The organism is Celeribacter sp. SCSIO 80838, assembly GCF_056498065.1.
Genome location: NZ_JAZKMA010000001.1, coordinates 74,499 through 86,710, shown reverse-complemented (window position 1 = coordinate 86,710; position 12,212 = coordinate 74,499). Strand labels below are relative to the sequence as shown.

At 59.9% G+C, this 12,212-nt stretch carries 10 protein-coding genes; 6 read left to right on the top strand and 4 right to left on the bottom strand.

Annotated elements, in window-relative coordinates; all coding sequences use genetic code 11:
- Positions 1 to 53: 53 nt before the first annotated feature.
- On the top strand, positions 54 to 1,451 hold the full coding sequence (locus tag V1475_RS00365; protein ID WP_479411168.1) for a DUF6161 domain-containing protein: 1,398 nt from the start codon (positions 54 to 56) through the stop codon (positions 1,449 to 1,451).
- Between the two features lie 8 nt (positions 1,452 to 1,459).
- Here V1475_RS00365 and V1475_RS00360 read toward each other — a convergent pair whose 3' ends face one another.
- Complete coding sequence (locus tag V1475_RS00360; protein WP_479411167.1) at positions 1,460 to 2,350, bottom strand: GNAT family N-acetyltransferase; 891 nt, start codon at positions 2,348 to 2,350, stop codon at positions 1,460 to 1,462.
- A 120-nt stretch (positions 2,351 to 2,470) separates the two neighbouring features.
- Here V1475_RS00360 and V1475_RS00355 point away from each other — a divergent pair, with 120 nt between their 5' ends.
- The 3 genes from V1475_RS00355 to V1475_RS00345 all read left to right on the top strand — a co-directional run bounded on the left by V1475_RS00355 (position 2,471) and on the right by V1475_RS00345 (position 5,893).
- Positions 2,471 to 3,076, top strand: a complete 606-nt coding sequence (locus V1475_RS00355) for a nicotinate-nucleotide adenylyltransferase (protein ID WP_479413933.1) — start codon at positions 2,471 to 2,473, stop codon at positions 3,074 to 3,076.
- A 103-nt stretch (positions 3,077 to 3,179) separates the two neighbouring features.
- Positions 3,180 to 4,667, top strand: coding sequence for a D-alanyl-D-alanine carboxypeptidase/D-alanyl-D-alanine endopeptidase (dacB, locus tag V1475_RS00350; RefSeq protein ID WP_479411166.1), 1,488 nt, complete (start codon positions 3,180 to 3,182; stop codon positions 4,665 to 4,667).
- Positions 4,668 to 4,744: 77 nt separating this feature from the next.
- Positions 4,745 to 5,893: a DUF4236 domain-containing protein gene (locus tag V1475_RS00345; RefSeq protein ID WP_479411165.1), complete on the top strand. Its 1,149-nt coding sequence runs from the start codon at positions 4,745 to 4,747 to the stop codon at positions 5,891 to 5,893.
- Positions 5,894 to 5,929: 36 nt separating this feature from the next.
- Here the strand turns inward: V1475_RS00345 and V1475_RS00340 are convergent, their stop codons facing one another.
- Positions 5,930 to 6,367 (bottom strand): tellurite resistance TerB family protein, encoded by a 438-nt coding sequence (locus V1475_RS00340; protein WP_479411164.1) that lies wholly within the window; start codon positions 6,365 to 6,367, stop codon positions 5,930 to 5,932.
- A 113-nt stretch (positions 6,368 to 6,480) separates the two neighbouring features.
- Between V1475_RS00340 and V1475_RS00335 the strand changes: the two genes are divergently transcribed.
- Complete coding sequence (locus tag V1475_RS00335; protein WP_479411163.1) at positions 6,481 to 8,124, top strand: lysine--tRNA ligase; 1,644 nt, start codon at positions 6,481 to 6,483, stop codon at positions 8,122 to 8,124.
- A 50-nt stretch (positions 8,125 to 8,174) separates the two neighbouring features.
- On the opposite strand, the gene V1475_RS00330 is transcribed toward V1475_RS00335, so the two are convergent.
- Entirely contained in the window at positions 8,175 to 9,062 is an 888-nt protein-coding gene (locus V1475_RS00330) for a CHAD domain-containing protein (RefSeq protein WP_479411162.1), read from the bottom strand.
- Between the two features lie 276 nt (positions 9,063 to 9,338).
- Here V1475_RS00330 and V1475_RS00325 point away from each other — a divergent pair, with 276 nt between their 5' ends.
- Positions 9,339 to 11,627, top strand: a complete 2,289-nt coding sequence (locus V1475_RS00325; RefSeq protein ID WP_479411161.1) for a glycosyl hydrolase family 28-related protein — start codon at positions 9,339 to 9,341, stop codon at positions 11,625 to 11,627.
- A gap of 62 nt (positions 11,628 to 11,689) precedes the next feature.
- On the opposite strand, the gene V1475_RS00320 is transcribed toward V1475_RS00325, so the two are convergent.
- On the bottom strand, positions 11,690 to 12,187 hold the full coding sequence (locus tag V1475_RS00320) for a HugZ family pyridoxamine 5'-phosphate oxidase (protein ID WP_434290778.1): 498 nt from the start codon (positions 12,185 to 12,187) through the stop codon (positions 11,690 to 11,692).
- Between the last annotated feature and the right edge of the window lie 25 nt (positions 12,188 to 12,212).

Sequence of the window (12,212 nt, the reverse complement as noted above, 5' to 3'; positions counted from 1 at the left end):
TTTGGGCGGTGGTTTAGCGTGGGAAGAGGGGGGATGGGAAGGGGTATCTCTGCATGGGATTTCGCTATGCCCACATGTTACATGCCGCTAAGCTCTTCAAAACCATTGAAGCCGAGATTGATATGCCGACGCCTATTTTCCAAATCATTTATGCGGATCAACAGAACAGGGAATTTCCAAACCCAACAGCCGTCCGGAAGTTTTTGGATATCGAGCAGGAGATTTGGCAACCGTTTCTTGATGAGGTTTTGAAAGAAGGTTCTTTAATCCAGCGTCATCACCAAGAGTTCACGTCTAGGTATCAGAGCGTGAACTTTGTTTTGCTCTCTGAGCCTTTTAAACGAATGCGTGACGATCTGCTAAAAAGTTCTGAAGCAGGCAGAAGCTGGCAGACGAATACGATGGGGCCTCCACCGTCTGATAGCTTGATTGGCAGGCTGATTATCGGCCTATTCTCATCAGGATATTTTTCGCAATCTGTTGATGTTTACACATACTATCTTTCTCTTCCAGGAAGAGGAAACAATCTTCGTAATTTAAGTTCTCATATAGCTCGCGGGCAGCGCTACTTCGAAGCTGCTTATGCCGTTGAGGCGATGCCTTTCGGCAAGGTCTCTGGGGCTAAAGTCGGGGCAGAAAAACGAGCATTAGACGTCCAACTCGCTGCGGTGAAAGAAGAAGTCGAAAAGCTTCAGAATTTGCGAGATCAGCTGGCAGAAGAGTTTGAGCAATTAAAAAACGAGAAATCGAAAGCATTCAGTGATGAGATTTCCGCTCGTAACAACGAAGCGCAGGAAATGCGTGATGTTGAGCACGAGCTTTTTTCCGAACTCAATGAGAAGATTGAGGAGGTTTACGAACGTTTGTCGGTGGATATGCGTCAAACCACCTTGAAAGGGAAAACTCAAAACGAACGTAATCAGCGAGAATATGAGGGAGTTAAAAAGCTTTTCTTTGAAGATATGAAATTCCAAGCGCCTGTTCGTTTGTGGAATCTAAGAGAAAGACAACATAAGAAGGCAGCAGAGCGCGCGATCGGAATTTTTATGGTTCTGGCGCTTAGTGCGATTGCTTTGGCGATCCTTGTCCCCGTTGGTTACGGAGATAAAATCGCAGAGAGTTTTTTCAATTCTGATGATCAACTCTCGGCGAAAGGACCTTTGCTCATTGGTGGAATATTAACGACGATGTCCATTTTGCTTTGGATTATACGTCTTCAATACAAGGTGTTCTTGAGCGAACGACATTTGATGCTGGATGCGGCAGAGAAGAAAGCCTTCGCGCAGTCGTACCGAACTCTCCGTCGAGATCAGGAAGTTAGCAAGGATAGTGAGGCCGTGGTCTTGGCTGCACTGTTCCGGCCAACTCAGGACGGCATTATTAAGGACGACGAAAGCGGCCTAGATATTTCGGTTGCGGCGCTGTTGGCGCGGCAATTGGGTAAACCCTGAGACCAGCCTCACACCCGCTTCTCAAAAAACAAATCCGGGTAGGGATCATCATTAAACCGTTCGATCTCGGTCCAGCCCAGCCGCTGATACAGTCCCGCCGCTTCCGGCAGGGCCGAGTTGGTGTCCAGCCTTAGTGTGGTGATGCCCATGGTCCGGGCGTGGGTTTCGGCCTCGGTCATCAGGCGTTTGGCCAAGCCCAGACCGCGGGCGGAGGGGGCGACCCAGAGGCGTTTGATTTCGGCGTAGCCCCCCTTTTCTTTAGACCTGTCTGTGCCTTTCAATCCGACGCAGCCGGAGGGCAGCCCATCGGACAAGGCCACGAGGAACACGCCACGCGGCGGGCGCATGTCGTCGCTGTCGAGGCGTGCGGCTTTGGCGGGGTCGAAGCCCATGGCGAAGCGCGCGGCCAGTTCGGCGTAGTAGCTTTCGAGGCAAAAGATGGCGGGGGCGCTGTGCGGATCGCTTTCCACAATCTCGATCCGGTCGCGGCCCAGTGCGGAGGCGATCAGGTCCATGGCGGCGAGGAGGGCTTGGGGGTGCGGGTGGCGGTCCAGAAGCGTTTGGGCGCGGGTGTCGGAGAGGGTTTCGTAGGCGGCGTATTCGTTTTGGCCCGCGGGCGTGAGGCGCGCGATGCGGCGGCGTTTGTCGGCGGGGTCTTCGGCGACCTCGATCAGGCCTTCGTCCTCAAGGGACCGCAAAAGGCGGGAGAGCAGGCCGGTGTCGAGATCGAGGAAGGCGCGGATGTCGGAGACGGCACGGCCAGAGGGGCCGATGGCATTGAGCACGCGGGCTGCGCCGAGCGGGCGGCCGCGACCCAGAAAGCTCTGGTCCAACACGCCGGTTTCGGTGGTCACGGCGCGGTTGAAACGGCGGATGCGGGCAATTGGGGAAAGGGTCATGGAGGTGCCTGACTTCGGTCCGTTATTTTTGCTGACTTTAGTCAGGAAATAGGCGCTGTCAAGCGAGAGCGATTGACAGGCGACCGGCTTGCCGCCATGCAGAACGCCATGCAATTGCCCATGCGTTATGAGCTGCCCTATGGCCGCCCCGGTCAGGTGATCGGGTTACTGGGGGGATCGTTCGATCCCGCCCATGAGGGGCATGTGCATATCACGAAAATGGCGCTGAAACGGTTTGGGTTGGATCGGGTGTGGTGGCTTGTGAGCCCCGGCAACCCGTTGAAGGCGGAGGGGCCTGCGCCGATGGAGCGGCGGCTGTCCCATGCGCGGCAGATCATGCAGCACCCGAGGGTCGAGATTACAGACATCGAGGCCAAGACCGGCACGCGCTATACGGCGGCGACGCTCAGGGCGCTCAAGCGGCTTTATCCCGGCGTGAGTTTTGTCTGGCTGATGGGGGCGGATAACCTTGCGCAATTCCACCTCTGGCAGGACTGGCGCGAGATCATGGAGACGACGCCGGTGGGCGTCATTGCCCGGCCCGGCAAGCGGGGGGCGGCGCGCAATTCGGTGGCGGCACAGAGCTTTGCCCATGCGAAACTGACGCCCTGGTCGTCGCGGCTATTGGGGCGCTGCGGGGTGCCGTGCTGGTGTTTCATCAACGTGCCGATGTCGGATGCGTCTTCGACGGAGATCCGGGCGCGGGGCGGTTGGGACCGGGGGTGATCGGGGAAACTGCGACGGGGAGCGAAAGGCGTGATTTCCCGTCTTGCCCGGATCGCCAAGCCGCGCTTAACTCGCGGCCATGACTGGGTATGATTTTTCTCGAATGAACCGACGGAAGGCGCTTGGGCTCTTGTTGGGCGGCGCGGCACAGGTCGTGGCGCAGGCGGCGGGGGCGGAGGAGCTGATCGCTTCGGCGATCCCGAAGCCGCGCCCGGCGGATTTGCACAAACGCGCGCTTCCGGCGGGGGAGGCGCTTGTCGCCGCCTCCGGTCTGACGGGGCATGTGAGCTACGCCGTGTCGCCCAGCGCCGGGGGCGAGATGTACGAGGTGCATGAGCCGCTGCTGCGCCTGCCGCCCGCCTCGGTGGCGAAGACGGTGACGGCGCTTTACGCGCTGCATCATCTGGGGGCGGAGCACCGGTTCGTGACACGGGTTCTGGCGACGGGGCCGGTCGTGAACGGCGTGGTGCAGGGCGATCTGGTGCTGGTCGGCGGCGGTGATCCGACGCTTGACACCGACGGGCTCGGGATGCTTGCGGGCAAGCTGCGCGAGGCGGGGATCACCGGGGTCAAAGGGCAGTTTTACGTCGACGATACGGCGCTGCCGCGGATCGAGGAGATCGACGGCGCGCAGGTGGAATACGCGGGGTATAATCCGACGATTTCCGGGCTGAACCTGAATTACAACCGGGTGCATTTCGAGTGGAAGCGGCAGGGCGAGGACTACAGCCTCAAGATGGACGCGCGCGCGGAACGCTATGCGCCGGATGTGCGGATCGCGCGGATCAGCGTGGCGGCGCGGGACCTGCCGGTGTTCGATCATGTCGCCGGGCAGGGGCGGGACGAATGGACCGTGGCGCGGGGGGCCTTGGGCAATGGCGGCGCGCGGTGGTTGCCGGTGCGGCTGCCGGGGCTTTACGCGGCAGAGGTGTTTCAGGCGGTGGCGGGCGCGCAGGGTGTGCGCCTGCCTCAGGGACAGCGCAAAGCCTTGGGCGGGACGGAAGTGGCGCGGATCGAGAGCGCGCCGCTCAGTGTCGTGGTGCGCGACATGCTGAAATATTCGACCAACCTGACAGCGGAGGTCATCGGGTTGACGGCGAGCCGGGCGCGGGGGCTGGCGCCTGCCACGCTTGCGGCTTCGGCGCAGGCGATGAGCGATTGGGCGCAATCGGCGCTGGGCATGCGGCATGTGGCGCTGGTGGATCACTCGGGGCTCGGGGGCGCGTCGAAAGTGACCACAGTGGATATGGTGCATATGCTGAGTGCGCCGGGGGTCGAGGCGACGCTTGCGCCGCTGATGAAGCCGATCCCGATGCGCGATGCCAAGGGCAATGTGATCCAGAACAGCCCGGTGAGCGTGCACGCCAAGACCGGGACGCTGGATTTCGTTTCCGCGCTGGCGGGCTATGCCGATGCGCCGGGCGGCGGGCGGATGGCTTTTGCGATCTTCGCCGCCGATGTACCGCGCCGTGAAGCGGCGAAGGCGGCGGGGGCGGAAGAGCGGCCAGAGGGCGCGCGGACGTTCAACACGCGGGCGAAGAAACTCCAGCAGGCGCTGATCGAGCGCTGGGCGGGGGTTTATGCGGGGTGAGGATGTCGCTTGACGCAAAGGGTTTTATGCTCACTGATGGAGAAATATTTTCTCGCATTTAGAGCTTGGGGACTCATATGCCCTTCTACATCAGGGATTCTATTGTTGTTGGCCCATTTCGTATCAACCTTTCCAAATCTGGTCTTGGAGTTTCGGCTGGTTTCCGGGGCTTCAGAATTGGGACAGGGCCCAAAGGGCATTATATTCATGCAGGCGTGAACGGCGTCTACTATAGAAAGACTTTGGGCGGCATAGGGCGGAAACCCAAATCGCGCGCCTCTTCTGAGCTTCATCTCACAATTCCAATGCCGGGAGATTTGCCTGCATATATGACTGAGGACGGTGTTCTCATGCAGCGCATTATATCTGCGGATGCCGCACTATTGGTCTCAGAAAGTCATACGGATGCTCTGCAAACGTTGAACGATGCGCGTGCGCAAACGTCGATGACTGTGGTCTTGGGGTTTCTTACCGGAGGGATAGTTGCATTGGCCCTCATGGCCCAGGCACCTGTAGCAATATTGATTGCCGTGATATTGTTTGGTGTGGGGCTATTGATTGGAGGGCGCGTTGATGCGTCACGCAGGAATGTGGTTTTTGCCTATGAGCTGGATGAAAAAGCCCAGACAGCATATCGGGAATTGATAGACGGGCTGGATGTTCTTGGACGTGCGAGCCTGTTGCAGTTTGTCAAAGCGAAGGGTGATATTCACACCCTTCATGCTTGGAAAAAGAACGCTGGGGCCTCCAGTTTGGTCGATACGGCAACAACATCGGTCAGTTATGCCCTCCCGCCGGGAGTTGCATCGAACATCACTCCGCCAATGCTGAAAATTGACGGGAAAGCGTGTTACTTTCTTCCGGATTGCATTCTGATTTTAGAGAACAAACGATATGGTGCTGTCCGTTACGAAGATCTCCGTTCCGATGTGCGCGATCAAAGAATGATTGTAGAACATGCACCTGCGGATGCCTTGGTTGTCGGTGAGACGTGGCGCTATGTTAACAAAAATGGAGGCCCCGATCGGCGCTTTAATAACAACTCCCGATTGCCGATTTGTCTTTTTCAAGAAGTCGCAATGATCAGCACGCAAGGTTTCAAAGGACTTTTGCAAGTGTCCAGACGAGATGCTGCTGCGCCTTTGAATGTTGCTTTGAAAGCGATGGGGAAAATAGCGCGTGAGTTGGAGGATGCTACGCCACTTATAATCACTTATGACAAATAGGCGCCTACAAGTGGGTTGTAGTGTTTATGCTTGCCCTTACCCCGCCACCTCATGCACCAACATATACCGCGCCCGCGCGCCGCGTTCGATGGCGGCGGCGTGGAGGCGGTCGATGTTCAATTCGTAGCGAATCTCTTCCAAGAGACGCAGCTCGGCCTCGTAGGTGTGGCCATCGGCGGCGGCGACGTCGCAGGCCAGCGCATAGGCGGTCTCGTGGAGATAGTCCGGCAGGTTGTCGCGAATGAGGCCGAAAAGCGCGTCGAGCCCGTCCTCTTCGGAGAAGAGATCGAAGACGGTGGAGGAGACCACCTTGATCCGGTCGGTGTCATAGGACCCGAAGACCGGCAAGTGGTTGACGATATTCTCGATGGTGACAAGCTCGGCGGTGCGGATGTTCTCGTCGGACATGGACTGGGCGATCATCACGGCGACGAGACAGTCCTGCGGGGTCAGGGAATGGGGAATATCGTTCATTTTCTTGGCTCCTCATGGGGCATGTGCGGTCAAACAATATTGACGGAAGAGGGGAGGGGCAATAGGAGTTGCGCCTTGCGGGAGAGACCCGCGTGTTAAAAGGATTGCTGAAAATGACGGACCTGCGTGATGCCGGTATGAGCTCGAAAGCCTGGCCCTTTGAAGAGGCCCGGACTGTACTCAAACGGTATGAGGCATCCAAGGACAAGAAGGGCTATGTGCTCTTTGAGACCGGCTACGGTCCGTCGGGTCTTCCGCATATCGGGACCTTTGGCGAGGTGCTGCGCACGACGATGATCCGCCGCGCGTTCGAGGTGATCTCGGATGTGCCGACGCGGCTGATCTGTTTTTCGGACGATATGGACGGGATGCGCAAAGTGCCGTCGAACGTGCCGAACCAAGAGCTGTTGCACGAGAACCTGCATAAACCGCTGACCTCGGTGCCGGACCCGTTCGAGGAGTTCGAGAGCTTCGGCCATCACAACAACGCCATGCTGCGCCGGTTCCTCGACACGTTCGGGTTCGAGTATGAATTCTATTCGGCGACCGAGTTTTACAAAACCGGCCAGTTCGACGAGATCCTGAAACGCGCCGTCGAGAAATACGACGACGTGATGAAAGTGATGCTGAAATCCCTGCGCGAAGAACGTCAGCAGACCTATTCGATCTTCCTGCCGATCCACCCGGAGACGGGGCGGGTGCTTTATGTGCCGATGAAATCGGTGAACAAGGACGATTACACGATCACGTTCGACGACGAGGACGGTCGCGAATGGACGCTGCCCGTGACAGGCGGCGCGGTGAAACTGCAATGGAAACCGGATTTCGGGGCGCGCTGGGCGGCGCTCGATGTCGATTTCGAGATGTACGGCAAGGATCACTCGACCAATACGCCGATCTACGACCGGATTTGCGAAATCCTCGGCGGCAAGAAGCCGGAGCATTTCACCTATGAGCTGTTCCTCGACGCCAATGGCGAGAAAATCTCCAAGTCGCGGGGCAACGGGTTGTCGATCGACGAATGGCTGACCTATGCCTCGACCGAGAGCCTCGCCTATTTCATGTACCAGAAGCCGAAAACCGCGAAACGGCTGCATTTCGACGTCATCCCACGGATGATGGACGAATATCACCAGCAACTGCGCGCCTATCCGGGACAGGATGCGGCGCAGAAGGCGGCGAACCCGGTGTTCCACATCCACGGCGCGGATGTGCCGCTGTCCGATATGGTGGTGCCGTTCTCGATGCTTCTGAACCTCGCGTCTGTGGCGGGTGCGGAAGAGAAAGAGCAGCTTTGGGGCTTTATCCAGCGTTATGCGCCGGACGCGTCGCCCGAGGCCAACCCGCAGCTCGATGCGGCGGCGGGCTATGCGGTGCGCTATTACAACGACTTCGTGAAGCCGGAGAAAGTGTTCCGCGCGCCGACGGACGCAGAACGCGCGGCGATGGAAGATCTCAAGGCAGCATTCGGTTCGGCCGAGGTGGCTTTGGCCGCGATTGCCAAGAAAAACGCCGATATGGGCTCGGACGAGGCGCTGCCGGAGGCGGATTTCGCGGATGGCGATTTCCTCCAGAGCATCGTTTTCGCGGTCGGCAAGAACCACGGGTTCGAAAACCTGCGCGACTGGTTCAAGGCGCTCTACGAGGTGCTTTTGGGCCAAAGCCAAGGCCCGCGTTTCGGCTCCTTCGCGGCGCTTTACGGCGTGACCGAGACCATCGCGCTGATCGATAAAGGCCTGTCGGGCGAACTGTCGTAAGTCTTATTTCAGACGTGTTTTCAAAGGGCTGCCCTTCGGGGTGGCCCTTTTCAGTTGGAATTGCGCCAGAGCCGATACCAGACGGACCAGCGGCGCGACAGGGTGTCGGGCGTGTCGGCCAGAAGCCGCGCGCCATCGAGGAAGGCCTGTTTCTCAAGCGTCTCGATGCGGTCGGCCAGACCCTGCTCCAACACCTTGAGCGGCGCTTTGGCAAGACCTGCGGCGCGGGCCTCTTCGCCCAGAACATGCAGGTCGTGATGTTTCCCCAAAAGCTCGCCCAAGGCTTCGGCGGCGGTGAGATGCGCGGCCATCGCCTCCGGCCAGATCGGGGCGAGGATCTGGGCATGGTAGAAATGGTATTTCACATGTTTGCGCCAGGTGTGGAAATCCTCCGGCGCGCGGGTTTCGCGGGCGTGCTCCATCGCGTCGCGGGCCTCGGCATAGGTCTTTGACAGGCCGGGAAAGATCGCCCTGCGCCCGCTGTGCCGCAGGGACCACTGGGCGGAACTGTCCCGGAGCGCAGTAAGCGCCGCGCCGGTGTCGCGCAGAAGGGCCACGGACGGATCGCTATAGGCGGCATCGCGGCGCATCCCCAGCTCCGTGAGGTAAGGCCCCAGAGGATCGTCGGGCAGGGCGACATAATCCGCGACATGACCAAGCGTGTCGCAGCGCACCTTGATGTCGCGCAGCGCCGAGAGATTGCGTCCGATGTCGCGCAGGGCCTGATCGGCGGATTTGAAACCGTCGAAATCCGGGCGCACGAGACGGATCAGCCCGCGCATCTCCTTGAGACGCTTGCGAATGTCGTGCACGGCCAGCATCCGGGTCTCGGGCGTTTCGGCGCCGGTCGCTTCGATCGCGCGGGTCAGACGATCCTCGGCAATACGCCGGAGCGCGGCGCCCATGTCTGGGTCTTTCGGACGTATGTGATAGCTCATGATCACCTCTCCCGCCGAACATAGGACAGGATATGTGACCCGTCTATGACATCTGCGCCAGTACAGGCGATGTTGCGTGCGCGCCGGACGGGGCGTCCGCAGGGTTAACAGCGCCGTTAATCCCCTTGGGGTAGACCTTTTCGCATCTCAGGGCACATGCGCGCCTTGGGTTTCCATGACGAGACATTGCGAGTGCACGCGTCCGGGGCTCCGGAGGCGCGGGGTGCCGTCATGCAGATCGGTGCGCATCGGATTGAAGGATTGAAAGGGGTTCGGATGAACAAGGCCGTAACAGATGGGCTGGTGCTGATGCCGCCGGCGTTCGAGGAAGGGCTGGACGTCTGGTCCAGCGAAGACGGCACGCCCGGCTCGGCGACCTATGACGGGGCGGCGAATGCCTCTCTGGTGGTGGCGGATGCCGATTTCGGCGGGTGCCTCGAGATCGTCAAAAACACCACTCTGACCAAGCTGCGCTATATGGGCGAAACGCCGCTTCAGCCGGGGATGTATCTTCAGATCAAGGCGCGTGTGAAGGCGATTTCCGGCAACCTGCCGTCGGTTCGCATCGCCGGTTGGGCCGGGAACGGTGCGCTCGCCCATGTCACGGGGCTGACCGAGATCGGCGCGGAGACGGTGCTCACCGCCTATGGCGAGGTGGTCGAGGTGACGGCCATCGTCGGCTCCGGCCAGCGTGGCGGGGTCGATATGCCTTGGGGGATCGAGCCGGTCTACGGTCATTTCGGGCTCGATCTGACGGGGGCCAATGGCGGCACGGTGCGGATCGACGATATCGTGATCGAGGATGTCTCCGAATGGTTTCTGGCCGACAGTTCCGGCTCGATCGACGTGCGCGATTATGGCGCTCTGGGCGATGGGGTGACCGACGATCACGAGGCGTTCAACGCCGCCAATACCGCCGCCGCAGGGCGTCGGGTGATCGTGCCGGAAGGCGTGTATTATCTCGGCGATACGGTTTCTTTCACCGAAGAGGTGACCTTTGACGGCACGGTGACCATGTCGGCGGCGAACCGCCTCGTGCTGCGCAAGAATTTCCACCTGAACGCCTATATCGACGCTTTTGGCGACGAGGTCGAAGGGCTGAAACGCGCCATTCAGGCGATGTTCTACTATACCGATCACGACAGTCTCGACATGCGCGGGCGGCGGGTCGAACTGGATCAGCCGCTGGATGTGGCGGAGATCACCGGGGCGACGTCGCTTGAGGTGCGCCGGGTGATCCGCAACGGCCAGATCACCACGGTTGCGTCGAGCGACTGGGACAATGAGGTGGCGACCTCGACCGCGAGCTACAGCGTGGCTTCGCCCAAGACCCTGAGCAATGTCACGAATATCGCCAATATCAAGGTCGGCAGTCTGGTGACCGGCACCGGAGTCGGGCGCGAGGTCTATGTTCAGGCGGTGAATGTCGGCAACCAGTCGCTGACGCTCAGCCAGCCGCTTTACGCGCCGAATACGAGCCAGACCTACACGTTTACGCGGTTCAAATACGTGTTCGATTTCTCCGGGCTCTCGAAACTGTCGCAGTTCCAGCTTTCCGATGTCGAGCTTTTGTGCAACGGGCGTGCCTCCGGGGTGATGCTCTCGCCGGGCGGCAACAATTTTCAGCTCCGCGATGTGCACATCAAATCGCCGCTGAACCGGGGTGTGACCTCGATCGGCGGGGGCTGTCAGGATCTCCATATCGACCGCTGTTCCTTCGTCTCGAACGAACAGACGGTGCGGGCGGATGAGCGCCAGTCGATTGCCTTCAACATCAACTCGAACGACTGCAAGATCCGCGACAACCGGTTCCAGCGTTTCGGGCATACCGGCATCGTGTTCGGCAACGGGCATATGTTTGTCGGCAACCATTGGTTCCAGGGCGACGAGGATACCGACAGCCCGCGCATGGCGGGGCTGGTGTTCACCTATCCGAACGTGAAATCCATCGTGACCGGCAACTATATCGACAACTCTTTTATCGAGATGACGAACGAGCACGATGCCGCGCCGGAGTTTTCGTCGGAATATTCCTTTGGCGGGCTGACCGTCACGGGCAATATTTTCACGGTGAACGACTCGGCGAGCAATTTCTCCTGGATCGTGATCAAGCCCTATGGTGCGGGGCATTTCCTTCAGGGGCTGGCGGTGCAGAACAACACGTTCAAATCGCTCAACGGCTTCATCGACCGGGTCGACACGGTGGACACGACCTTTGCCGATCTGGCGTATAACTCGACGCGCAACGTGACCTTTGAGGGCAATACGTTCAACGGGGTGTCGCAGCTCACGATCAACCCGGTGTCGGCGGAGTTTACCCAGAGCACGGCCGCGACCGACTGGGTGCTCGATCCTTCGGGCTATCTGCCGTTCGGCGGCTGGGCGCGGGTGGTGGAGAGCCTCGTGTTCCGCAATGCGCTGACCGATGCCTCGGGGAATGCGGTGTCCGTGACGCCCTATGTGACGGTGAACTATGGCAGTTCGAACAACCAGATCCGGCTGACCTTCCCGCAGGCGGTGAAGGGCACGGTCAATATGATCGCGCGGATGGATCGCCCGATCTGAGGGCTGTCAGAGAAGAGGCGGAAAACCGGGCGGCTTTGGCGGCCCGGTTTTTTATGGCCTGTTTAAGCCAGGCTCAGATCGTCCGGGGTCAGGCGATAGGCCTTGCCGAAGCCGCCGTTGAGATCGGCGGACAGGGGCATGAAACTGACAAATGTGAAATCCGCGAAATCTATGTAAAGCTGGGCTTTCGGGTGGTGCGTGAGCCAGGCGGCACGATGTGCGGCATGCTCTTCGGTGCCGTGCGGGACGAAGCGGGTTTCCACCGCGACGGACAGGCGCGGGAAGGCGAGCGGGTCGCCTTTCGTGGGCGCTTCGCCAAGCAAAAGCCCGGCGCGCGGCGCGGCGCGCAGCGCTTTGGTATGGGCCGAGAGATCGGAGACCAGCGTCAGCCAGCCGTTGTTGCCCCCGAGGCCAAAGGCGATGCGGGTGACATGCGGGGCGCCGCTGTCGGGATCGAGCACGGCGAGGGCGGCGATGCGCGCGCCACGGATCAACTCCTGCGCCATGGCGCGGGCCTCGGCGTCGGTCGGGCGGATCGGGGAAGGTTTGTCCTCTGTCATGGCCCTTTGTTAACGGGCAAAGCAC

What these genes read in the sequence shown, in the direction of transcription:
- dacB (WP_479411166.1), top strand. Translation starts at nt 3,180, where the DNA reads ATGAACCGACGGAAGGCGCTTGGGCTCTTGTTGGGCGGCGCGGCACAG.
- V1475_RS00360 (WP_479411167.1), bottom strand. Translation starts at nt 2,350, where the DNA reads ATGACCCTTTCCCCAATTGCCCGCATCCGCCGTTTCAACCGCGCCGTG.
- V1475_RS00320 (WP_434290778.1), bottom strand. Translation starts at nt 12,187, where the DNA reads ATGACAGAGGACAAACCTTCCCCGATCCGCCCGACCGACGCCGAGGCC.
- V1475_RS00340 (WP_479411164.1), bottom strand. Translation starts at nt 6,367, where the DNA reads ATGAACGATATTCCCCATTCCCTGACCCCGCAGGACTGTCTCGTCGCC.
- V1475_RS00345 (WP_479411165.1), top strand. Translation starts at nt 4,745, where the DNA reads ATGCCCTTCTACATCAGGGATTCTATTGTTGTTGGCCCATTTCGTATC.
- V1475_RS00365 (WP_479411168.1), top strand. Translation starts at nt 54, where the DNA reads ATGGGATTTCGCTATGCCCACATGTTACATGCCGCTAAGCTCTTCAAA.
- V1475_RS00330 (WP_479411162.1), bottom strand. Translation starts at nt 9,062, where the DNA reads ATGAGCTATCACATACGTCCGAAAGACCCAGACATGGGCGCCGCGCTC.
- V1475_RS00335 (WP_479411163.1), top strand. Translation starts at nt 6,481, where the DNA reads ATGACGGACCTGCGTGATGCCGGTATGAGCTCGAAAGCCTGGCCCTTT.
- V1475_RS00325 (WP_479411161.1), top strand. Translation starts at nt 9,339, where the DNA reads ATGAACAAGGCCGTAACAGATGGGCTGGTGCTGATGCCGCCGGCGTTC.
- V1475_RS00355 (WP_479413933.1), top strand. Translation starts at nt 2,471, where the DNA reads ATGCGTTATGAGCTGCCCTATGGCCGCCCCGGTCAGGTGATCGGGTTA.